Source organism: Bradyrhizobium sp. USDA 4354 (assembly GCF_054060315.1).
In genome coordinates this window covers 5870127-5890995 of the sequence record NZ_JBSSDC010000001.1, presented here as the reverse complement: position 1 = coordinate 5890995, position 20869 = coordinate 5870127, and the positions used below count along the sequence as shown (strand labels likewise).

The window sequence follows — 20869 nt, the reverse complement described above, 5'->3', positions numbered from 1 at the left end:
AAATCTCCTATTTGATGCCTGAGGTGACGAAAGAGCTGATGAAGCGTTTCTGGAAGATCAGGAAGACGACGAGCAGCGGCGCGATCACCATCAGCGTGCCCGCGGCGATGGTGCCCCAGGCCTGCGTGCCTTCGGCAGTCTTGGTGAAGACGGAGAGGCCGACCGTGAGCGGCCGCTTGTCCGGCGAATTGATCACCATCAGCGGCCACAGGAAGTCGTTCCAGTGGCTGGTCACGGAGATGATGGCAAACGCCGAGAAGCTCGGCATCGACAGCGGCACGTAGATGTGGCGGATGCGCTGGAGCAGGCTGGCGCCGTCGATCAGGGCTGCGTCTTCCAGCTCGGCCGGAATGGCCTCGAACGCCTGGCGCATCAGGAAGGTGCCGAAGGCGGAGGCGAAGAACGGCATCATCACGCCGGTGAGCGTGTCATAGAGGCCGAGCTGCGCCACCAGCGACAGGTTCGGCACGATCAGCAGCACCGGCACCAGCATCAGCTGCATCAGGAACAGGTAGAAGATCAGCGTCTTGCCGGCGAAGGCGAGGCGCGCGAATGCAAAGCCCGCCAGCGTGATCGTGACGAACTGCACCAAGAGGATGCCGGTGCAGATGATCGTGGTGTTGATCGTATAGCGCGGAAAATCGCCGATCTCCCAGGCGTCCCTGACATTGTCGAGCGTCGGCTTCAGGCTCGGCATCAGCTCGGCCATGGCGTTGATGCCGTCGGAGGCCGGGCGCAGCGTCGCCACGACCATCCACAGAAAGGGGATGAGCCAGACGATCGCGAGCAGCACGGTCAGCAAAAAGCCGAGCTTGGGCGTGATCTCGCCGCGGGTGGCGAGCGGGGCGTCCTTGTAGAGCCGGTCGATCAGCTTCATGGCCCGCCCTCGCGGTTGGCCATGGTGCGGAAGGAGAGCGCGGTGAGGCCCATCAGCGCGGCGAGTGTCAGCAGCGTCGCAGCCGAGGCTTTGCCGATGTCGTAATGCTCGACCGCCTGCTGGTAGATGTAGAACAGCACGAGGTTGGTCGAGTTGGACGGCCCGCCCTGGGTCATGACGAAGACGTGATCGACCTGCGTCACCGCGTTGAGGATTGCGATGACGGTGACGAACAGGAAGGTGGGCTTGAGCTCCGGCAGGATGATGTGGCGCAGACGCATGTAAGGTCCGGCGCCGTCGAGATGCGCGGCCTCCATCACATCCTCGGGCACGGCCTGGAGGCCGGCGAGGAAGAACAGCATGTAATAGCCGGCGTTCTTCCAGATCGTGATGATCATGATCGCATAGAGCGCGATGTCGGGGTCGCCGAGCCAGTTCGGTAGCACCGGCAGCAACCGGCCGATGTAATAATCGAGCAGGCCGACATTGGGCAGGAAGATGAACAGGAACAGCGCGGAAGCTGCGACCATCGGGATCAGCACCGGCAGGAACAGCGCGGCGCGTAGCGCGCTGTTCACGGCATGGGTGCGCGACAGCGCCAGCGCGAACAACAGCGCAAGTCCGATGCTCGGCACTGCCGTGCCGACGGCGTAGATGAGGTTGTTGACGACGGCGCCGGTGAAGGCGCCATCAGTGAGCACCGCGCTGATATTGTCCAGCCCGACGAAACGCACGGGCGCCTTCGGCGTGGCACGCTGATAGAGCGCATCGACGAGCACGCGCCCCATCGCGCCATAGGTGAACAGCGCGAGGAAAATCAGCGAGGGCAAGAGCAGCAGATAGGCCGGCAGCGAGGCCCTGAAGCGGTCCATGAACCGCTTCAGGACGTGCAGACGTGGTGCCGCCGACGTCGCGACCGGGAGAGCCGCGGGTTCAGCGAGGCTCATTTCACCGCGCCGGGAAAATTGAGCGCATAGTCGCGGCCGTCCATTCCCGCGGGTGGTTCGAAGGGGAAGCGCAGGCTTTGGTCGAGGAAGTCGTGGCTGTGCACGACGAGGTTCTCGTCGTCGATCAGCACGACGCCGTAGGCCGGCGGCTCGTGGCTGGCGAGGTGCTCGGTAGCCGCAGCGTCAAGCTCGAACCAGACCTGGTGGTTGGTGCCGCGCAGCGTCGAGAACGGGATCTTGCCGTAGCTGCCGAAGATCGGCCGGTGCACATGGCCAAAGAACAGGTGGCGGATGCGGGAGCGATAGGGCGCGATCACTTCGGCGAACTCGGCGCTCTGTTTCAGCCCGATCTCGTCCATGGCGTGGACGCCGACCGGGAAGGGCGGATGGTGCATGAACACGACGAACGGCATGTCCGCCGGCGCTGCGGCGAGCGTGCTCGCCAGCCAGCCGAGGCGCCTTGCGCACATCTCGCCGGCATGGCTGGTCTCGTCCAGCGTGTCGAGGAAGACGAACAGGCCGTGCTCGGTGGTGCGCGTGCCCTGCACGAAGCCGTTGGAATCGCGCGGCGCGGCCTTCAGCGCGTCGAGGCAGGTGACGCGGCGGTCGTGATTGCCGACCATGGCGATGTAAGGCATCTTCAGTGCGGCCATCGCCTCGGCGAAGTTGGCGTAGGATTCAGCCTCGCCCCAATGGGTGAGGTCGCCGGTCACCACCGCAAACGCAGCGTCGGACTGGTGCCTGTTGATGTCGGCAATTGCCGCGTCCAGCCGGGCGCGCGGATCGAGCCCATAGAGCGTCAAGCCGGGATTTGCGAGATGCGTGTCGGTGAGGTGGATGAATTTGAAGGGCATGGCGCGCCTGAGTCGGGACGGTTGGAGGATCGGCGCCTCCGGCAAGACGGCGCTGCCAGCCCGTTAGAGCGCGTGTGTTTCAGTTTGATGACAGCGGTTCCCGAGTCCACAGGCGCCGACGTCGTAGGGTGGATTAGCCGAAGGCGTAATCCACCTCTGTGTGCCAACGTCTAGTTGTGCTATCGAGGGTTCATGCCTGACTATCGCCGCGCATTCATTCCCGGAGGATGCTGGTTCTTCACCGTGAACCTGCTTGATCGGCGGAAATCGCTTTTGACCGACGAGATCAAGATCTTGCGAGGCGCGGTCGCCGCAACGCGCCGGATCCATCCCTTCGAGATCGAGGCTTTCGTGGTTCTGCCGGATCATCTCCACGCGATCTGGAAGCTGCCGCGGGGCGACGCCAACTTTTCGGTCCGCTGGCGGCTGATCAAGACGCGATTTGCGAAAGCGCTTCCTGCGAACGAGCGGCTGAGCGCTGTCCGTGCCGCACGCAACGAACGCGGTATCTGGCAGCGCCGGTTCTGGGAGCATCTGATCCGTGACGAGGCCGACTACGCGCGCCATGTCGAGTATTGCTATTACAATCCGGTCAAGCACGGGCACGTGTCGAAGGTGTGCGACTGGCCGTACTCCTCGTTTCACCGCGACGTCCGTGCGGGATTGTTTCCGAAGGATTGGGGTGGAGACAAGAAGCACGTCGGCGAATTCGGGGAACGGGCGTGACGAGTGCGGTAGCTCGTAGTTCGTAGGGTGGATTGGGTAATCCACCTCTTTAACCGAGAGTTGAGAAGTGGTGGATTACGCCTTCGGCTAATCCACCCTACGCACCGCGTTTGTCGCTACGTCCCGCAGAACGTCTGCAGCACCCGCTGGTCCGGCAGCGGCGGATCGGCGTAGGCCGTATACTCCGGCTGATCTTCGAACGGTTTTGCCAGCACCTTCACCAGCTCCTCGAACGGCGCGTAATCGTCGTCGTTCACCGCGGCCTGGATCACGGCCTCGACGCGGTGGTTGCGCGGGATGAACATGGGATTGGCTGCGTGCATGGCGGCCTGCCGCTCGGCTGTGCTCTGCGGCTCTAGCGCAATGCGCGCGCGCCAGCGGCCGGCCCACTCGTCGAACGCTGCGGGCTCCATGAACTGCGCGCGCACGTCGGCCGCGTCATCGCCAGCGGCCTCACCGAGCTTGCGGAAGGTGAGGGTGAAGTCGGCTTGGTTCTTCGCCATGGCATCGAGCAGATCCTGGATCAGCGCATCGTCGCCGTCACGCTCCGTGAACAGGCCGACCTTCCGGCGCAGGCCGGCCTGATACGCCGCACTGAACGTTTCGGCGAAGGCGCCGAGAATGTCCTGGGCTTCGGCGACGGCCTTCTCCTGCTCGTCGGAAAACAGCGGCAGCAGGCATTCGGCGAGGCGCGTCAGATTCCACAGGCCGATGCGCGGCTGGTTGGCATAGGCGTAGCGGCCCATCTCGTCGATCGACGAAAACACCTGCGCGGGGTTGTAGGCGTCCATGAAGGCACAGGGACCGTAGTCGATCGTCTCACCTGATATCGACGTGTTATCGGTGTTCATCACGCCGTGAATGAAGCCGACCAGCAGCCAGCGCGCGATGAGCTCGGCCTGTCGCGCGACCACGGCGGCGAGCAGGTCGTGATAGGGCCGCTCCGCCTGGAGCAAGTCCGGATAGTGCCTGACGATGACGTGGTCGGCGAGCCGGCGGATCGCCTCGGTGTCGCGGCGGACGGCGAAGAACTGGAAGGTGCCGACGCGGATATGGCTGGAGGCGATACGCGTCAGCACCGCGCCGGGCAGCGCGGTCTCGCGGATGACGTGCTCGCCGGTGACGACGGCGGCGAGCGAGCGCGTGGTCGGGATGCCCAACGCGAACATCGCTTCGCTGACGATATATTCGCGCAGGACCGGCCCGAGCGCGGCGCGGCCGTCGCCATGGCGGGAGAACGGGGTGGGGCCCGAGCCCTTGAGCTGGATGTCGCGGCGGACGCCGTCCCGGTCGATGACCTCGCCGAGCAGGATGGCGCGGCCGTCGCCGAGTTGGGGCACGAATTGCCCGAACTGGTGGCCGGCATAGGCCATGGCGATGGGATCGGCTCCGGCGGGAACCGTCTTGCCGGCCAGGATCTCGGCCCCTTCCGGGGTCTCCAGCAGGTCCGGATCAAGCCCGAGTTGGAGCGCCAGCGGCCGGTTCAGCTTGATCAGCCGGGGCGCGGCCACCGGGGTCGGCGCGACGCGGGCAAAGAAGCTGTCCGGCAGCGCCGAATAGGAGTTCTGGAAGGGGAAATGGACCGTCATGGGCTCAAGATAGGGCTGGAACGCCTGATGGCAAAGCCTTGCCCTCTGATAAGCCAAAAATGGCGGTCCGGGTCCAAAACAGGCCGTTCCCTTGGTTGCCGCCTTGGGTCTCGTCGGCTAAACCCTGCCGCAACTTCGGACCGGCCGTGACAGGCCGTCCGATTCGCTTCCTTTCGACATTGATTTTGGGACGACCATGCATCGCTACCGGTCACACACATGCGGCGCGCTCCGCGAGAGCAACATCGGCGAGACCATCCGCCTCTCCGGCTGGGTCCATCGCGTCCGCGACCATGGCGGCGTGCTGTTCATCGACCTGCGCGACCATTACGGCCTGACCCAGTGCGTGGTCGACCCGGACTCGCCGGCGTTCTCGCTGGCCGAAAAGCTGCGCTCGGAATTCGTGGTCAAGATGGACGGCAAGGTCCGCCGCCGCCCCGAAGGCACCGACAATGACGATTTGCCGACCGGCAAGGTCGAGGTCTATGTCAGCGAGATCGAGGTGCTGGGCCCGGCCGGCGACCTGCCGCTGCCGGTGTTCGGCGACCAGGAATACCCCGAAGACATCAGGCTCAAGTATCGCTTCCTGGACCTGCGTCGCGAAAAACTGCACCAGAACATCATGACGCGCGTCGAGATCATCAAGTCGATGCGCCGGCGCATGGAGGGGCAGGGCTTCTTCGAATTCAACACCCCGATCCTGACCGCGTCCTCGCCGGAAGGCGCGCGCGACTTCCTGGTGCCCTCGCGCATTCATCCGGGAAAATTCTACGCGCTGCCGCAGGCGCCGCAGCAGTACAAGCAGCTTCTGATGATGTCGGGCTTCGACCGCTACTTCCAGATCGCGCCCTGCTTCCGCGACGAGGACCCGCGCGCCGACCGTCTGCCCGGCGAGTTCTACCAGCTCGACGTCGAGATGAGCTTTGTCACGCAGGAAGACGTGTTCGCGGCGATGGAGCCGGTGATCACGGGCGTCTTTGAAGAGTTCGCCAAGGGCAAGCCGGTGACGAAGGGCTGGCGCCGCATCCCGTTCGCCGAGGCGCTTCGCAAATACGGCAGCGACAAGCCCGACCTGCGCAACCCCATCGAGATGCGGGACGTCTCCGAGCACTTCCGCGGCTCCGGCTTCAAGGTGTTCGCGCGCATGCTCGAAGATCCCAAGAACCAGGTCTGGGCGATCCCGGCTGCGGGCGGCGGCAGCCGCGCGTTCTGCGACCGCATGAACTCGTGGGCGCAGGGCGAGGGCCAGCCCGGCCTCGGCTACATCATGTGGCGCGAGGGCGGCGAGGGCGCCGGTCCCCTCGCGAACAACATCGGGCCTGAGCGGACCGCCGCGATCCGCGCGCAGCTCGGTGTCAAGGAAGGCGATGCCGCCTTCTTCGTCGCCGGCGATCCCGACAAGTTCTGGAAGTTCTCTGGGCTTGCCCGCAACAAGGTCGGCGAGGAATTGAACCTCACCGACAAGGAACGGTTCGAGCTCGCCTGGATCGTCGACTTCCCGATGTACGAGTACAACGAGGACGACAAGAAGGTCGACTTCTCGCACAACCCGTTCTCGATGCCGCAGGGCGGCCTGGAGGCGCTGAAGAGCCAGGACCCGCTGACCATCAAGGCGTTCCAGTACGACATCACCTGCAACGGCTACGAGATCGCCTCGGGCGGCATCCGCAACCACGTGCCGGAAGCGATGGTGAAGGCGTTCGAGATCGCAGGTTACGGCGAGCAGGAAGTGGTCGACCGCTTCGGCGGCATGTACCGCGCCTTCCAGTATGGCGCGCCGCCGCACGGCGGCATGGCCGCGGGCGTCGACCGCATCGTGATGCTGCTGTGCGGCACCACAAATTTGCGTGAGATCTCGCTGTTCCCGATGAACCAGCAGGCCATGGACCTCCTGATGGGCGCACCGTCGGAAGCCACGGCCAAGCAGCTCCGCGAGCTGCACATCCGGGTGAACCTGCCGCAGAAGTGAGTGGCTCTTCGCCTCTCCCCGCTTGCGGGGAGAGCATAGGCCGCCTTCAGCGGCCGTTCTAAAGAGACGCCGAAGCATAGCTTCGGCTATGTCGCATCGAAGATGCGAGGCGGGTGAGGGGGAGTCTCCGCGAGTCGATCTGCTGATACTGGGTCCGCTCTCTCCGCCGTCATTGCGAGCGCAGCGAAGCAATCCAGAGTGTCTCCGCGGAGGGATTCTGGATTGCTTCGTCGCAAGAGCTCCTCGCAATGACGGGGAGGGATTTTCACCAGGTTAGCTGTCACCTCTTTCGCAGCGATAAGCCCTACAACCCCGTCGATGCCTCGATCCTGAACTGCGCCAGCGCGATGATCGGTTCGTTGTCGAGCACATCGACCAGCTGAAGCACCGGCAGATTGCCGAGCGGTGTCAGCCTGATGCTCAGCGTTTGCCCTGAAGTCTCGACGAAGCCGGCGAGTGCATCGACCGCGACCTTGGCATCGAGATTGGAGGCTGCGATCTTCTCGCCCTGCGCCCGGATCATCGCGACGATGGCGCTGCGCGCGGTGTCGCGGCTGACATTCTGCATGCGCGCGAACTGGGCCACGACCAGATCGACCACGCCGCGGTCGCGCAACGACAGCTCGATTGCGCCGGTCTCGACCTGCGCCAACTGATCCATAGCCTCGGAGGGGTCCGTCGTGGTGAAGAGGTCGCGCGGCACCTTGGCAAGGGCCACGCTCACCTGCGCCCTGGCGAGGTTGCCGAGATCGAGCGTGGCGGGCGCAAGCGCGAATGCGCCTGACGATTCCGTCCAGGCAGCGCCGAGATCGAGGTCGATCGCGAGCTTGTCGACGCCTGCCACGATCAGCGGCTGCAGCGCCGGATTGGCGGGATCGGTCGGCGTGACCATCTTCACAACCAGACTGGCCTTGCTCGGGATCGATCCCACCAGCTGGCCCCAGTTCAGGCTGATCGTGTCGACGGTGATAGGCTGCCGCGCGTTGTTATGGGGCGCCACCACGCCCTTGACCTCGGCGCCTTCGAGCACGCCGAACAGGCCCAGCATCTCCTCGGGCGAGGGGGGCTGCCCGGGATTGGTGAGGCCCGACGCCCAGCGCATCAGGTTTGGCAAGCTGAAAGACTTCAGCGCGAAGCGCTCCATCTTGAACTGGCCATGCGGCGAGGGTGCATCGACGCCCTCGATCGCGAATTCACCCAGCCGGTAGCGTATCGCGTTGATCTTCGCGCTTCCCTGCGGTGTGCCGATCGAGGTCCTGCCGATCTCGGCCTTGCCGATGCGAATGGCGCCGTAGAATCCGGCGACCTTCTCCATCAACTCGCGCGCTTGCGCCGGCGTTGGCGACGCCGACCTGTCCTGCGGCGGCATGGCAAACATCTCGAACAAGTGGAGTTTCGACGGCTGCACGTCGATATCCTCCATGGCGAAGCCGTCGATATCCATACGCACCCCCAGCGCCGACTTCAGCACACAGGGGCCGGTCGAGATTTGCCGGTAGACCCGGCGGAAGCTGTCGTCACCGCTCGTCTGCGGATCGAGCGCGGCGAGGATCGCGGTCGCATCGAAATCATTGACGAGGATGGCGGCGATCTCGCCGGTCAGCTTGTCCGCCTTGCCCGGCTGGGAAATGTTGATCGTGAAGGCGGCGCGTTCCGTTTTCATCGCATCGACCTTGCCTCGGCCGAGGTTTTGAAACGCGAGGCCGGAATAGACCACTTCACCGCTGCCGACGCTGCTGCCGGCGTCGAAATTGATGCTGAGCGACGGGGCCGTCACGGACGTTGCCGTCACGCTCGCGAGCTGGTCGAGCACCAACCGGTACGCGCCGACCAGGGAGCCCGATGCCGGCACGCTTTGAACGTGAAGAGGGCCGGCATAGTCGCGCAGAGTCATCTGCGGGATCTTGTAGGCCACTTTCAGCTTGCCGGGGCCGACCTCATCGAGCGCGACCTCGGATCCCGAGATGTCGATGCTGTCTGCCGCAAAATGCCTCTCATCGACCTGGCGGACGCCGGTGCTCTTGAAGGCAGCGATCTTGACGTGGGCCTGCGGCTGGTTGCCCGGCTCAACCGCGATGTCCTCGATCGTCAGCGTGCGGGTTTGCAGCTCGAACCCGACCTTGCCATAGCTCGCCTTGCCGCCGCTCGAACGGATCCTGTCGAACGCCGCCTCGACCTCGCTGATCGCGCGATGCTGGACGTAGAGATTGAAGCCAAACCATCCGCCCGCTCCGAGCACTGCTGCGACCATCAGGCCGATCAGGATTCGCTTCATTCCCAGCTCCAGTTGCTCGTTCTGCACTGCGCAACCTGCCATATTCGCGAAACGCCGCGCGGTCCAGGGAAAGCTATGGTTTTCAAATGTTTGACCGCGCGCCCTGTTGATAGGGACGCAATCGGATGTTGCCACCGAGGCACCCGGCGTGCTTCATCCCGTTTCCATGACCCGGAAATACCGTTCCGCTTGGGCGGCAGCTCCGGACGATGCATTTTGAGGCCGGTAACGCGAGGCGAGACACCGCATGTCGTCCTATTCTGATGATCTCCACCAGGCGGCGCTGGCCTACCATCGTCTGCCGCGCCCCGGAAAGCTCGAGATCCAGGCAAGCAAGCCGCTTGCCAACCAGCGCGACCTCGCGCTGGCCTATTCTCCGGGCGTTGCCGCGGCTTGCACCGAGATCGCCAAGAATCCGGCGGAAGCCGCCACGCTCACCACCCGCGCCAATCTGGTGGCCGTCGTCTCGAACGGTACCGCGGTGCTCGGCCTCGGCAATATCGGCCCGCTGGCCTCCAAGCCGGTGATGGAAGGCAAGGCGGTCCTGTTCAAGAAATTCGCCGGCATCGACGTGTTCGACATCGAGATCGCCGCCGACACCATCGACCGCGTGGTCGAGACCGTGGCGGCGCTCGAGCCGACCTTCGGCGGCATCAATCTGGAAGACATCCGCGGACCGGAGTGCTTCGAGATCGAGACGCGCTTGAAGGAGCGCATGAAGATCCCGGTCTTCCATGACGACCAGCACGGCACCGCGATCATCGTCGCCGCCGCCATCAGCAATGGCCTCAGGCTCAACGGCAAGAAGCTGTCCGACGTCAAGATCGTGGCCTCGGGGGCAGGGGCCGCTGCGCTCGCGACGCTGAACTTGCTCGTCTCGATGGGCGCGCAGCGCAAGAACATCTGGGTCTGCGACATCGACGGTCTCGTGCATGAGGGGCGCAACACCTCGATGGACCGCTGGAAGGCGGTCTATGCGCAGAAGACCGACAAGCGCACGCTCGCCGACGTCATCGGCGGCGCCGATATCTTCATCGGGCTCTCGGCACCCGGCGTGCTCAAGCCGGAGATGGCCAAGGCGATGGGCGACAAGCCCCTGATCATGGCGCTCGCCAATCCCGTGCCGGAGATCATGCCGGAAGAGGCGCGAAAGGCGCGCCCCGACGCCATGATCTGCACCGGCCGCTCCGACTACCCGAACCAGGTCAACAACGTCCTCTGCTTTCCCTTCATCTTCCGCGGCGCGCTCGACGTCGGCGCCACCGCGATCAACGAGGAGATGAAGCACGCCGCCGTCGAGGCCATCGCGCAGCTCGCGCGCGAGGCGCCGTCGGATGCTGTCGCGCAAGGTTTCGACACCGGCGAGACGCAGGGCTTCGGTCCCGGCTCGTTGATCCCAAGCCCGTTCGACCCGCGCCTGATCCTGCGTATCGCGCCTGCCGTGGCGAAGGCGGCGATGGAGTCCGGCGTTGCGACGCGGCCCATCACCAATTTCGACGAATACAGAGCGCTGCTCGAGCGCTTCGCCTTCCGTTCCGGCCTCGTCATGAAGCCGATGTTCGCCAAAGCAAAGACCCAGCCGGTCCGTGTGATCTACGCCGAGGGCGAGGACGAGCGCGTGCTGCGCGCGACGCAGGTGGTGCTCGAGGAGAAGCTGGCGCGGCCGATCCTGGTCGGCCGCCCCTCGGTGGTCGAGGCGCGCATCAAGCGCTTCGGCCTGTCGATCAAGGCCGGCAAGGATTTCGACCTCGTCAATCCCGAGGACGATCCTCGCTACCGCTCCTACGTGCAGTCCTATGTCGAGGTCGCCGGCCGTCGCGGCGTGACGCCGGACGCGGCGCGCACGGTGGTGCGCACCAACAACACGGTCATCGCGGCGCTTGCCGTGGTGCGGGGCGAGGCCGACGCCATGCTCTGCGGCGTCGAGGGCCGCTATATGAGCCATCTGCGCCATGTTCGCGAGATCGTCGGCTTCTTGCCGGGGATCAGCGATTACGCCGCGCTGGCGCTGCTGATCACCAGCAAGGGCGCCTTCTTCATCGCCGACACGCAAGTGCGGCCCAATCCGAGTGCGGAGGAGCTGGCCGAGATCGCGGCACTGGCGGCGCTGCATGTGCAGCGCTTCACCCTGAAGCCGAAGGTCGCTTTCATCTCGCATTCCGATTTCGGCAGCTACGATACGGACTCCTCGCGCAAGATGCGCCGGGCGACCCAACTCCTGAAAGACAAGCATCCGGAGATCGAGGCCGACGGCGAGATGCAGGGCGACACCGCGCTCTCGGCTGCGGCCCGCAAGCTCGTGCTGCCGCACTCCAAGCTCGAGGGGGAGGCCAACATCCTGATCATGCCGAACCTCGACACCGCCAACGTGGCCTATCAGATGATCAAGGCGCTGGCGGACGCACTTCCCGTCGGCCCGATTCTGATCGGCCCGGCGCGCCCGGCCCACATCCTGACGCCGGGCATCACCGCGCGCGGCATCCTCAACATGACGGCGGTTGCGGTCGTGGAAGCCCAGGAGCGCGCGGCCCGGCAGCAGCCGACGTTGTTTACGTAGTTGCTTCGCACCCCTTGAGGTATTCTAGGGGCGCGCTCGCTCCGCAAACTCGTCATGCCCGGGCTTGTCCCGGGCATCCACGTTCTTCGTTCCGCGAGGCAAGTCGTGGATGGCCGGGTCAAGCCCGGCCATGACGCCGAGAGCTTGGTGGCCCATCTCGCCGCCCACGGTTCGATTCCGCTAGGGAGCGCCAACCATCTGCGCTGCCAACTTTGAATTCCTCGCAGCTCTCCATTTCCCTGTTTGTAAACCGGCGCACGACTCTTCATAATCCCCTCAAGCGTTCCGCGCGGTTTTTGCCAAGAGGCCGATCATGCCAGCGTTCGTGACTTTCGGGCGAATCCTGTTCGCCGTGCTGTTCATCTACACGGGCGCGACCAAGCTCTTTGCCATCCAGGCGACTGCCGACATCATCGCCACCAAGCTCGTGGTGCCCGACGTCATCACGCCTTACGCCAAGCAGGTCGAGACGGCGACGGCCATGACTACGCCGCAGCTTTTGGCGATTGCGATCGGCGGGCTCGAGATCATTGCAGGCCTGATGATCGCGCTGAACTTCGGCGCGCGCTTCTTCGCGATGCTGCTGATCATCTACGTCGCGGTCGCGACCGTCCTGTTCTACGACTTCTGGAACATGACGGCCCCCGAGAATGCCAAGATGCTGGTCGACGCGCTCAAGAACCTGTCGATCATCGGCGCGCTCTGCATGATCATCGGCTACGGCCGCACCACGCGCCCGGCCGAGGCGGCCTACGGCGACGTGTAGCGATCAATCTGCTCTCGGAGGCGCGATCTCGCGCATCCAGCGGGAAATCGTCGCGCTGCTCGCTCCATCGGTGCCGCGCTGCATGCCGAGCAATGCGGCCTCGCGCGCAGCGCGGGGCGTGATGCCATAGGCCGCCTTGAATGAGCGCGTGAAATGCGCGTCGGTGCCGAGCTGCCAGCGCCGCGCGACCTCGCTGATCCGCGGCCCACGCGCGCCCGAATTTGCGAGATCGAAGAAGGCGCGGTGCAGCCGGCGGCTGCGGATGTAGTCGGGCGATACCGCCGACCGGCGCGAACAGCCGGTACAACGACGCCCGGGACAGGCCGAAATGGGTCGCGATCGATTGGCCGACAGATCCTCGCTGGCAAGGCCGGCCTCGATATGTTGACGCCGGCGGCGGGACCAATTTGGCTTGCCGATCAAGCAGGATGCGCAATGGTATCCTGTTGCCGGTACTTTGCATGGGGTTGTTTTTCCAGTTTTGATCGGAGCCTCACCCCACTGGTGAGGGCGAAAGCCATTCGGCAACGTCGTGCGGCTAACCCGGCCGCCACGGGGTTACGGTCACCTCATGCGCGGCGTCGAGCAGGTAGGGCGCGCCCGGCTTCATCCCGTGCGAAGCCAGCACCTCGCGAGGCGTCCGCTGGGGCACGCCGACAAAACAGCCTTCACCGCCGGGCAGCCGCACATGCGGGGCTTCCGATAGCCAGAACGTGTCGTAGCGGTCCATGAATAAGTCGAACACGACGGGACCGCCGATGATGGCGATCATGCCGGAGGCGACGTCCGCGCAGGCGCAGGCCGCCTCGAAGCTCGCATGCGCCGGATTCCACAGCGTCGCGTTCGGCATCTCCGGATCGACGGTGAGGTCCCTGATCTTGCGGGTCAGGATCAGCCGCTTGCGCTTCGGCGAATTCGGCTGCTGCTCGTGCGAGTTGCGGCCATGCACGATCAGCGCGGCGCGATCGAGCGCCTGCTCGAAGAACAGCTTGTCGCCTTCGAACTTCAGGCTGTCGGGCATGACGTGATCGGCGTCGGCCAGCATGCCGTCCGCTGACACGATGACGTAGCCTTCGATACGGAAAGACAATGGCCTTCTATTCGGAAACGGTCGTCACCACGGAATTGACCGGGCGCTGGCTCACCGTCGGCAGCTTGATGTCCTTGAGCAGCTCCTGGTCGTATTCCGGCAGCGTCGAGGCCGGGAACTTGGCGCGCATCGCCACCACCTTGTAGCCGCCGGCCTTCAGCCGCTTGAGCAGCTCGGGCAGGGCCTCCGCAGTGTGCTTCTGGAAGTCGTGCATCAGTATGATGCCCTTGCCCTTGGTGTCGAGCTTCTTCATCACGGTCTCGACCACTTTCTCGGGCTTGGAGGCCTTGAAGTCGAACGAGTCGATGTCGCAGGAGAAAATCCCGACATTGCGGTTGCCGAGATAGGTGACCATTTCCGGCGGATGCTGCAGCGCCGGGAAGCGGAAGAACGGCGCGGGCGAGATGCCGCCGAGCGCCCACTTCACCGCCGCAAAGCCCTTCTCGATCTCTTCCTTGCGCTGCGCTTCGTTGAGCTTCTTGTTGTTGAGGTTGGCATGCGACCAGGTGTGGGCGCCGACCGTGTGGCCGGCTGCGTAGACCTGCTTCAGGATCTCCGGCTCGTAGGTCGCGTGCTTGCCGATGATGAAGAAGATGCCAGTGGTGCATTCATCCGCGAGCGCCTTCAGCACCGCGGGCGTGTTGCGTGGCCAGGGGCCGTCGTCGAAGGTCAGCACCACCTCGTGGTCGCGCAGGAAGTCGAGCTCCTTGAAATGCTCGAAGCCGAAGCCGGGACCGCCCGTGGTGTCGATCTCGACGGTGCGGGCGACACCGAGGGCGCCTGGCGTGTTGCAGGCCGCGCGCGCCGGCTGCGGCGCCTGTTTCGGCGGGGGCGGATTGACGAAACCCGCTGGAGCCGCAGCCGCCGCTGTAGGCGCCGGAGCTGCAGCGGACGTTGCAGCCGCTGGCGCTGCCGCCGGTGCGGCTTGCGCCGCGGCTGCCGGCTTCGCGGCCGGTGTCTGCGACCATGCTGCGCCGGTCATCGCAACCGACATCGCGCTTGCCAAAATCAGTCCTGCCGCCACACGCATGGTGTTGTCCTCGAGATTGATCCCGTTGTTCCGCCGCGGCTTTTCGCCTGCGGCAGAAACCTCCTGCCCCAAACGATCCTAGCCTAGATGGTGGGCCCTCGCCATTGCAACGGCTGTTTGACGCCCCGCCACAATTGTGCCCAGCCGGTTGGGGTGCGCCTCGCGTCAACTATCGGCCAGCGCCTTGGCGATGGCCGTTTTGATCCGCGTGTCGGCCGGCTCGACGGCGGAGGGAAAGACCTCGGCGATATAGCCGTCGCGGCCGATCAGGTATTTGTGGAAGTTCCAACGCGGAACTTCCTTCGGTCGAGCCTCAGCAGCCCATTTGTAGAAGGCATGCGCTTTTGCTCCGACCACCACGGCCTTGGCCGTAACCGGAAAGGTAACACCATATTGGTGATGCGCGGTCTGCGTGATCTCGCTCGTGCCGCCGGGCTCCTGGCCACCGAAATCGTTGGAGGGCACGCCGATCACGGTAAGCCCGCGCGCGCGAAACTCGTTCCAGATCTCCTGCAAGCCGGCATATTGCGGAGTGTAGCCACAGAGCGAGGCGGTGTTCACCACCAGCAGCGGCTTGCCGGTGAACGCGGCAAGGCGGATGTCCTCGCCTGACAAAGCGGCGAAGGAGAAGGCGTAGGCCGAGATCCGGCTCATCCCGCCATCAGCGAGGGCGCGCGTTACCGGCGCGAGTGCGCCGCCAAGCGCCGCGATGAGCATGGTCCTGCGGTCCATCATGACGGCGTCCCCCCGAAATGGTCCGGGAGGCATGTTACTCCGCCACTGCGACCTCACTCGTCAACACCGCGTTATCGAACGCAGCGGGGCGCGCTAGTACAGGCGGACGATGAAATCGGTGCCTTCGCCGGTCTCGCCCTGGTTGATACCCTGGTCGGAGACGATGATCGAGCCGCCCGACGTCAACATCTCGTTGATCTTCGCCATGGTGTCGGCGGGAACCGAGATGCGGTCGAGGGCTTCAGCCGGGCTGTCCGGCGTCACCACCGGTTTTGCGGCGACGGGGATCACGGCGGCGCCGCGCTGGCGGCGCGATACGCGGCTGTCGTCCTCGCGTGCCGCGGAACGCGCGGAGACGGGCAGCGATACCACCGACCAACGCAGCGCATTGGCATCGGCCTTGTCGACTTCGGCGGTGAAGACATGCGTGCCGAGCGGCCGGTCGCTCGCGGCGATCGTAACGGGCACCTCGAACAGCGGCGCAAAATTCTGCCGCACATAGAGCTTGGAATCCTTGCGGCTGATGAAGACGGCAATCTGGCCGGCGCGCTTGGGCGTATCAGGCTTTGCCGCCGGCGCAGGATCGGCAACGCGGTTCTCGTCCTTCTTCGCGTCGGGCGAGGTCGCGAGCGACGGTGCCTGTGCATTGGGCGTCTTCGCGGAGTCCACCGCCTCCGTCTTGGCCGGCTCGGCTTTGACAGCCTCGGGCTTGTCGGCGGGCTTGTCGTCGTTCGCCGGCTTGGCGGCGTCTTCCGACTGGGGCTTGGCCGTATCAGATGCCTCGGCTGTCTTGGCCTTGTCGGCCAGTGCTGCGGCTTGCTCGCGCGCGGGCGCATTGCCGGTGGTCACATCCGACATCACGGCGTGGCCGACGGAGGTGCGCAGCTCGAGCAGGCTGTCGGCGCTGGCCGTCTTGGTCTCGACCGGCTTGGTTTCGGCTGCGCCCTTGTCGGCCTTGTCGCCGGCATTGGTCTGCGGCTCGAGGCTGGCGGCGGGCTGCGGCGGCACGCGCATGGAGGCGAGCAGGGGATGGGAGAAGCTTTGCGGCGACATCTGGCCGGGCGCCACGATCACGCGCGCGCCCATCTTGGTCCAGTTCCACATCTTCATCGCGAACGCCATCGGCATGCGGATGCAGCCATGCGAGGCGGGATAGCCCGGAAGCACGCCGGCATGCATCGCGACGCCGGACCAGGTGATCCGCTGCATGTACGGCATCGGCGCGCCGCTATAGATGTTGGAGTGGTGGAATTTGTGCTTCTGAATGACGCTGAACACGCCCATCGGCGTCGAGTGGCCCTTCATGCCCGTCGACACCGGGGATTCCGCGAACACGCCGGTGCTGTCGTAGACCGTCACCTTCTGCCGGTCGATCGAGACGACGATGACGAGCGGTCCTTGCGGCTTGGTGCCGGCTTCCTTCGCGACGACGCTTTCTTTCTTGGTTGCGGCGCCACGCTTTTGCGGCTTCTGGCGCGGTATTTCGGGAAGCCGGTCCTGCCGGGCGTAATAGGACCCGTCCGAATAATCCGTCCAATAATAAAACGCTGCGTCTGCCGGGCCGGTCGCGCCGATCGCACCCGCCGCCGTCAAAATGGCGACCTGCCACAGCCGCGCCGGCTTGGCGGAAGAACCCGACCCGTTCACGCTGTTCATCCTCGAATCCATAATCCAAATCAAACGTTAGTCTCGCGAAGGGGATACGCGTTCACCAGCAGGGCGGTTCTGCCGTCAGTTACTTTTGTTCGAGACGTAGCAAAAAAGCCTCACGGAGCGGTAAACGGCGGCCGCGCCTGACGGTCCGTCGCCTTCCTGATCGTCGCTTGCGTTCCTACATTGCGGGGACTTGTTACCGGAGAACTTCATGTCATCTCGTTTCCCTGGTCTTTCCAGCATCCGCTTGAAAGGCCTCGCTTTATTCCTCTTGGCTCTGGCCGCACCTATGGCGTCGGCATCTGCCGCCGACGAGCCCGATCTGATCTTCCGCCGCTCCACCGTGTTCAAATGGATGAGCCCGAACGACAAGCTCGCGACCTATGGTCTCGACGATCCTGAAGTCGAGGGCGTTGCCTGTCATTTCACGGTGCCGGAGAAGGGGGGCTTCAAGGGCTGGCTCGGCCTTGCCGAGGAGGTCTCGGACATCTCGCTGGCCTGTCGCCAGGTTGGTCCGATCAAGTTCAAGCACAAGATGGAGCAGGGCGACGACATGTTCCGCCAGCGCCGGTCGCTGTTCTTCAAGAAGATGCAGATCGTGCGCGGCTGCGACACCAAGCGCAACGTGCTGGTCTACATGGTCTATTCGGACAAGCTGATCGAAGGCTCGCCGAAGAACTCGACCTCGACCGTGCCGATCATGCCGTGGGGACCGGCCGATGCCAACGTCCAGAAGTGCGGCGAGTTCTTCACGCAGTGACGCGTTCGCTCGGTGACGCGCTTGGGTTTACTGAGTGACGATCACGCGGCTTCGCGAGATGCGAACCGGTCAGCCGCACGAACATCTGCGGCGCGGCCTCGAAGCCGCGGCTCGATTGCAGCGCCATTTCGCCGGCGCTGCCGCGAATGGGTGGTTGATCTCCGCGGTCCGTCCGTGGATCCGTATCGCGCGGCGTTGCGCGATTTCCCGCCATCATGGTGGCCATCCCTCACGTGAATGCGCCCGATGATCCGGGCGTCTCGGTTTCGATGGCTTGGGTCGCTGCCGAACCACCCCCGGTTCGATAGGACCCAGCCCTCGTTTGCCGCCCTCTTCAGCAGAAAAACGTAAAATGCGTGTGAAGCGCGCGAGGCGGGAGCATGACGGTGCCTGTGCAAGGCGCGTGTCCGCGCTGGCGCCGGAACTTGGCAGGTCACTTTGACCTACAGCGAGACCTGTCTGAAATAACTGGCATTTTCCGAGAATTGTTTCGTCCTCTTGAATGGGACGAAACAATTCTCACGAAGACGAAACCATTTTCAGCTTTTCGCGCATCACGCGCGAAACCGCCCATGGTTATCAGCGTCACAACGACGACGGCGCACCGCCGGCAACTGAATCGGGACACAACATCATGCGCGCGCTCAGCCTCATTCTTGCGTTCGGTTTCGTGCTCGCCGGCTCCTCATTGGCGGGTTCGCCCGACGGCAATCTCCCCGGTGTCGGCACCTTCCAGTACAGCGGCTCGCCCGTCACGGTCCCGGCAGCGCAGCCGATCATGGTCGCCGCACGCTTCTGACCGCACACAAGAAAACAGCCGGCAAAGCCATCATGTTGCTTCGTCTCTGCGCCGCAGCGTTCGTGTCCCTTTTGGCGATCAGTTCCGTTCAGGCGCAAGTGCGCGCACCCTCCAGGTTCCATGATCCCCGCGGCGAGTTCGTGCGCCAGTGCGCGCCGCGCATGCTCGGGCGCTGGGAGCATCCGGAGGAGGTCTGCGGCTGTCTGCACGATCACGCCGCCGCGGCCGTGGAGGACCGCGATCTGCGCGAAGCGCTGCTGCGCGGCATCAGCGAGACCGGCGTGCCCACCATCGAGACCGATTGGGTGCCGGCCTCCAAGCAGAGCGAGATCGGCCCGACCTTCACCAAGATCGCCAAACCGACGCTGCAGTGCATGTTCGATCCGGCGAAGTAGCTTTTCAGATCATTATTTCGATTTCGGCCCGAGCCGCGGGACGCAGGAACTCGTGCGCGAGACTCCCTTGTCGGTCATCTTCGCGCCGCGCACTTCCTTGACCTGGCCGGCGGGGCAGGTTCCGTCATCCACGAGCACACGCTGGCCGAGCTTCAGATCGACGATGTCCTGCTCGCGTCCGACGGTGGCTGCGCGTGCCGTCGAGGCAAGCGCGATGGAGATCAGCAGCGAGAGGCAGGTCGCGTGGCGCAGCAGCATGATGTGAGGTCCCGGCATCGATGCCGCAATCTAGGGAGCGGCGGGCGATTCTGGTAGTGAAGCTTCTCTGGTAGTGAAGCTTCGTCACGCTTGGGCCGGTTTTCCCCTTGCGCCCAACGCTGCGCGCGATTCCCTCGCGAGACGTTCGGCGGAGGCCACGAGCTGTGGAACCGGGTGCCCGGAAAATCCCAGCACGAAGCCGGGCAGAGGACGCCCGCGTGAATAGGTGTCGGCCAATAGCCAGCCTTCCGCGCCGGCCGCTTGCTTGGCATGCGCTGCCACCGACAGATCGACCGAAGGATCGAACCGGGCGACGAGATGCAGGCCTTGTGAGGGCACCGGCACCGAAAGCGCGCCATCGGATGCGACCTCCAGCGTTTCGGCGAGCGCATCGCGCGCCTCGCGATAGAGTCTTCGCACGCGTTTCAGGTTCGCGGCGAATGCGCCGGAATTGAGCATGTCGGCCACCGCGCCCTCCATCAGCGTGCCGGGAAAGCGGTCGAGCGCCGCGCGCGCTGCCGTCACGTCCGCGATCAGGCGCTCGGGCAGGGCGCAATAGCCGATGCGCAGGCCCGGAAACAACGTCTTGGCGAACGTGCCCAGGTAGATCACGCGCTGGAGGCGATCGATGCCGGCGAGCGACATCAGCGGTGCGCCGTCATAGCGGAACTCGCTGTCGTAATCATCCTCAAGCACGAATGCGCCGGTCTGCCTCGCCCAGTCCAGAAGCTCGAGCCGCCGCGGCAACGACATCTGCACGCCAAGCGGAAACTGATGCGAGGGTGTGACGTAGGCCGCGCGCGCGGACGGCGCCGCGACGCGGCCTTTGGCGACACGCATTCCGTGCTCGTCGACGGCCACAGGCACGGCGCGATAGCCGCAATGGGCGATGGTGTTTCGCGCGGCGGGATAGCCTGGGTCCTCGCACCAGACCTGGTCGTTGGACTTCAGGATCGCGCTCAGCACGATGCGCAGCGCGTGCAGCGTGCCCGACGTCAGCATGATCTGATCGGGGTCGCAGCGCAGTCCGCGCGCCGACAACAGATGGTCGGCGATCGCTGCACGCAGCTCGCGGCTGCCGCGAGGATCGCCATAATGCAGGTGCTCGGACCCGAACGCGCGCATGCGGCGGCCGACGAAAGCGCGAAAACGCTGCACCGCACGCTCGTCGATATGGGTGCAGCCGAGCGCGAATGCGCCTTGCCTGGGCGTTTCGACAACCACCTTCGGCTTGTTCGGCTCGGCCCCCCTCGCCGGGATACGTGCGGCGACGAACGTTCCGGAGCCGACGGTTGCGTCGGCAAAGCCGTCGGCGATCAGGCGTTCATAGGCGGCGACCACGGCGTTGCGCCGGAAGCCGGTCTGCCCTGCCAACGTCCGCGATGGCGGCAGCGGCTCGCCCGGCTTGACGAGCCCGGAGACGATCGTCTCGCACAGCGCCTGGTACAGCCGGTGCGCCGCGGAGGCGCCTGGAGTGATGTGCGCCCCGGTAAGATCGAGCGGCAGCTCGGTCTTTGACGGAGAAGGGGGCTTGGCGGGCGCCGGAGAATTGGTCGGAATTTTTTGCATGGAATTGGCACTATCGCAGA

General features: G+C 64.8%; 19 protein-coding genes and 1 pseudogene. 7 read left to right on the top strand and 13 right to left on the bottom strand.

From position 1 onward, the window contains the following. Positions 1 to 7 precede the first annotated feature (7 nt). Genes ACVIIV_RS27480 through ACVIIV_RS27470 form a run of 3 tightly spaced genes read right to left on the bottom strand, consistent with a single transcriptional unit; the run spans position 8 to position 2678 of the window. Positions 8 to 877 carry a carbohydrate ABC transporter permease gene (locus tag ACVIIV_RS27480; RefSeq protein WP_456746936.1) on the bottom strand — a complete coding sequence of 290 codons (870 nt, stop codon included), beginning with the start codon at positions 875 to 877 and terminating at the stop codon, positions 8 to 10. Further along, positions 874 to 1824 (bottom strand): carbohydrate ABC transporter permease, encoded by a 951-nt coding sequence (locus tag ACVIIV_RS27475; RefSeq protein ID WP_456746935.1) that lies wholly within the window; start codon positions 1822 to 1824, stop codon positions 874 to 876. Before ACVIIV_RS27475 ends, ACVIIV_RS27480 begins: the two co-directional genes overlap by 4 nt. Further along, positions 1821 to 2678 (bottom strand): phosphodiesterase, encoded by an 858-nt coding sequence (locus ACVIIV_RS27470; RefSeq protein WP_456746934.1) that lies wholly within the window; start codon positions 2676 to 2678, stop codon positions 1821 to 1823. The genes ACVIIV_RS27475 and ACVIIV_RS27470 overlap by 4 nt, the downstream gene beginning before the upstream one ends. 192 nt (positions 2679 to 2870) lie before the next feature. Here ACVIIV_RS27470 and ACVIIV_RS27465 point away from each other — a divergent pair, with 192 nt between their 5' ends. After that, positions 2871 to 3404, top strand: a complete 534-nt coding sequence (locus ACVIIV_RS27465; protein WP_456746933.1) for an REP-associated tyrosine transposase — start codon at positions 2871 to 2873, stop codon at positions 3402 to 3404. Positions 3405 to 3520: 116 nt separating this feature from the next. Here ACVIIV_RS27465 and ACVIIV_RS27460 read toward each other — a convergent pair whose 3' ends face one another. Continuing rightward, positions 3521 to 4993, bottom strand: a complete 1473-nt coding sequence (locus ACVIIV_RS27460) for a protein adenylyltransferase SelO (protein ID WP_456746932.1) — start codon at positions 4991 to 4993, stop codon at positions 3521 to 3523. A 196-nt stretch (positions 4994 to 5189) separates the two neighbouring features. Here ACVIIV_RS27460 and aspS point away from each other — a divergent pair, with 196 nt between their 5' ends. Beyond that, positions 5190 to 6962: an aspartate--tRNA ligase gene (gene aspS / locus ACVIIV_RS27455; protein ID WP_456746931.1), complete on the top strand. Its 1773-nt coding sequence runs from the start codon at positions 5190 to 5192 to the stop codon at positions 6960 to 6962. Positions 6963 to 7266: 304 nt separating this feature from the next. On the opposite strand, the gene ACVIIV_RS27450 is transcribed toward aspS, so the two are convergent. Beyond that, positions 7267 to 9237, bottom strand: coding sequence for a hypothetical protein (locus ACVIIV_RS27450; protein ID WP_456746930.1), 1971 nt, complete (start codon positions 9235 to 9237; stop codon positions 7267 to 7269). A gap of 247 nt (positions 9238 to 9484) precedes the next feature. Here ACVIIV_RS27450 and ACVIIV_RS27445 point away from each other — a divergent pair, with 247 nt between their 5' ends. Then, positions 9485 to 11794: an NADP-dependent malic enzyme gene (locus ACVIIV_RS27445; RefSeq protein ID WP_456746929.1), complete on the top strand. Its 2310-nt coding sequence runs from the start codon at positions 9485 to 9487 to the stop codon at positions 11792 to 11794. Between the two features lie 313 nt (positions 11795 to 12107). Then, the gene (locus ACVIIV_RS27440) at positions 12108 to 12560 is read left to right on the top strand and encodes a DoxX family membrane protein (protein WP_456746928.1); all 453 of its coding nucleotides are present in this window, start codon (positions 12108 to 12110) and stop codon (positions 12558 to 12560) included. 3 nt (positions 12561 to 12563) lie between these two features. Here the strand turns inward: ACVIIV_RS27440 and ACVIIV_RS27435 are convergent. The 5 genes and pseudogenes from ACVIIV_RS27435 to ACVIIV_RS27415 all read right to left on the bottom strand — a co-directional run. Beyond that, positions 12564 to 12956: pseudogene (locus tag ACVIIV_RS27435) on the bottom strand (helix-turn-helix domain-containing protein); the annotation flags it as partial. A 142-nt stretch (positions 12957 to 13098) separates the two neighbouring features. Further along, positions 13099 to 13650, bottom strand: coding sequence for a dihydrofolate reductase (locus ACVIIV_RS27430; RefSeq protein WP_456746927.1), 552 nt, complete (start codon positions 13648 to 13650; stop codon positions 13099 to 13101). A 7-nt stretch (positions 13651 to 13657) separates the two neighbouring features. Next, on the bottom strand, positions 13658 to 14680 hold the full coding sequence (locus ACVIIV_RS27425; RefSeq protein WP_456746926.1) for a polysaccharide deacetylase family protein: 1023 nt from the start codon (positions 14678 to 14680) through the stop codon (positions 13658 to 13660). Between the two features lie 165 nt (positions 14681 to 14845). Next, on the bottom strand, positions 14846 to 15415 hold the full coding sequence (locus tag ACVIIV_RS27420; protein WP_456746925.1) for a glutathione peroxidase: 570 nt from the start codon (positions 15413 to 15415) through the stop codon (positions 14846 to 14848). A 93-nt stretch (positions 15416 to 15508) separates the two neighbouring features. Further along, positions 15509 to 17071, bottom strand: coding sequence for a L,D-transpeptidase family protein (locus ACVIIV_RS27415; RefSeq protein WP_456746924.1), 1563 nt, complete (start codon positions 17069 to 17071; stop codon positions 15509 to 15511). Positions 17072 to 17279: 208 nt separating this feature from the next. Here ACVIIV_RS27415 and ACVIIV_RS27410 point away from each other — a divergent pair, with 208 nt between their 5' ends. Next, positions 17280 to 17828, top strand: coding sequence for a CreA family protein (locus ACVIIV_RS27410; RefSeq protein WP_456746923.1), 549 nt, complete (start codon positions 17280 to 17282; stop codon positions 17826 to 17828). Here the strand turns inward: ACVIIV_RS27410 and ACVIIV_RS27405 are convergent. Next, positions 17818 to 18045 (bottom strand): hypothetical protein, encoded by a 228-nt coding sequence (locus ACVIIV_RS27405; RefSeq protein WP_456748842.1) that lies wholly within the window; start codon positions 18043 to 18045, stop codon positions 17818 to 17820. The two genes, ACVIIV_RS27410 and ACVIIV_RS27405, sit on opposite strands and share 11 nt — an antisense overlap. Positions 18046 to 18462: 417 nt before the next feature. Between ACVIIV_RS27405 and ACVIIV_RS27400 the strand changes: the two genes are divergently transcribed. Beyond that, entirely contained in the window at positions 18463 to 18627 is a 165-nt protein-coding gene (locus ACVIIV_RS27400; RefSeq protein WP_212371181.1) for a hypothetical protein, read from the top strand. Positions 18628 to 18659: 32 nt separating this feature from the next. Next, positions 18660 to 19022 carry a hypothetical protein gene (locus ACVIIV_RS27395; RefSeq protein ID WP_456746922.1) on the top strand — a complete coding sequence of 121 codons (363 nt, stop codon included), beginning with the start codon at positions 18660 to 18662 and terminating at the stop codon, positions 19020 to 19022. Between the two features lie 12 nt (positions 19023 to 19034). On the opposite strand, the gene ACVIIV_RS27390 is transcribed toward ACVIIV_RS27395, so the two are convergent. Both ACVIIV_RS27390 and pdxR read right to left on the bottom strand, forming a co-directional pair. Then, positions 19035 to 19280 carry a DUF6719 family protein gene (locus ACVIIV_RS27390; protein WP_456746921.1) on the bottom strand — a complete coding sequence of 82 codons (246 nt, stop codon included), beginning with the start codon at positions 19278 to 19280 and terminating at the stop codon, positions 19035 to 19037. Between the two features lie 84 nt (positions 19281 to 19364). Next, on the bottom strand, positions 19365 to 20849 hold the full coding sequence (gene pdxR / locus ACVIIV_RS27385) for a MocR-like pyridoxine biosynthesis transcription factor PdxR (RefSeq protein ID WP_456746920.1): 1485 nt from the start codon (positions 20847 to 20849) through the stop codon (positions 19365 to 19367). Positions 20850 to 20869: the final 20 nt, after the last annotated feature.

Bases quoted from the DNA above. Each gene is read 5' to 3' on its own strand.
- ACVIIV_RS27480 (WP_456746936.1), bottom strand. From the start codon at position 877: ATGAAGCTGATCGACCGGCTCTACAAGGACGCCCCGCTCGCCACCCGC.
- ACVIIV_RS27475 (WP_456746935.1), bottom strand. From the start codon at position 1,824: ATGAGCCTCGCTGAACCCGCGGCTCTCCCGGTCGCGACGTCGGCGGCA.
- ACVIIV_RS27470 (WP_456746934.1), bottom strand. From the start codon at position 2,678: ATGCCCTTCAAATTCATCCACCTCACCGACACGCATCTCGCAAATCCC.
- ACVIIV_RS27465 (WP_456746933.1), top strand. From the start codon at position 2,871: ATGCCTGACTATCGCCGCGCATTCATTCCCGGAGGATGCTGGTTCTTC.
- ACVIIV_RS27460 (WP_456746932.1), bottom strand. From the start codon at position 4,993: ATGACGGTCCATTTCCCCTTCCAGAACTCCTATTCGGCGCTGCCGGAC.
- aspS (WP_456746931.1), top strand. From the start codon at position 5,190: ATGCATCGCTACCGGTCACACACATGCGGCGCGCTCCGCGAGAGCAAC.
- ACVIIV_RS27450 (WP_456746930.1), bottom strand. From the start codon at position 9,237: ATGAAGCGAATCCTGATCGGCCTGATGGTCGCAGCAGTGCTCGGAGCG.
- ACVIIV_RS27445 (WP_456746929.1), top strand. From the start codon at position 9,485: ATGTCGTCCTATTCTGATGATCTCCACCAGGCGGCGCTGGCCTACCAT.
- ACVIIV_RS27440 (WP_456746928.1), top strand. From the start codon at position 12,108: ATGCCAGCGTTCGTGACTTTCGGGCGAATCCTGTTCGCCGTGCTGTTC.
- ACVIIV_RS27425 (WP_456746926.1), bottom strand. From the start codon at position 14,680: ATGCGTGTGGCGGCAGGACTGATTTTGGCAAGCGCGATGTCGGTTGCG.
- ACVIIV_RS27420 (WP_456746925.1), bottom strand. From the start codon at position 15,415: ATGATGGACCGCAGGACCATGCTCATCGCGGCGCTTGGCGGCGCACTC.
- ACVIIV_RS27415 (WP_456746924.1), bottom strand. From the start codon at position 17,071: ATGAACAGCGTGAACGGGTCGGGTTCTTCCGCCAAGCCGGCGCGGCTG.
- ACVIIV_RS27410 (WP_456746923.1), top strand. From the start codon at position 17,280: ATGTCATCTCGTTTCCCTGGTCTTTCCAGCATCCGCTTGAAAGGCCTC.
- ACVIIV_RS27405 (WP_456748842.1), bottom strand. From the start codon at position 18,045: ATGATGGCGGGAAATCGCGCAACGCCGCGCGATACGGATCCACGGACG.
- ACVIIV_RS27400 (WP_212371181.1), top strand. From the start codon at position 18,463: ATGCGCGCGCTCAGCCTCATTCTTGCGTTCGGTTTCGTGCTCGCCGGC.
- ACVIIV_RS27395 (WP_456746922.1), top strand. From the start codon at position 18,660: ATGTTGCTTCGTCTCTGCGCCGCAGCGTTCGTGTCCCTTTTGGCGATC.
- ACVIIV_RS27390 (WP_456746921.1), bottom strand. From the start codon at position 19,280: ATGCTGCTGCGCCACGCGACCTGCCTCTCGCTGCTGATCTCCATCGCG.
- pdxR (WP_456746920.1), bottom strand. From the start codon at position 20,849: ATGCAAAAAATTCCGACCAATTCTCCGGCGCCCGCCAAGCCCCCTTCT.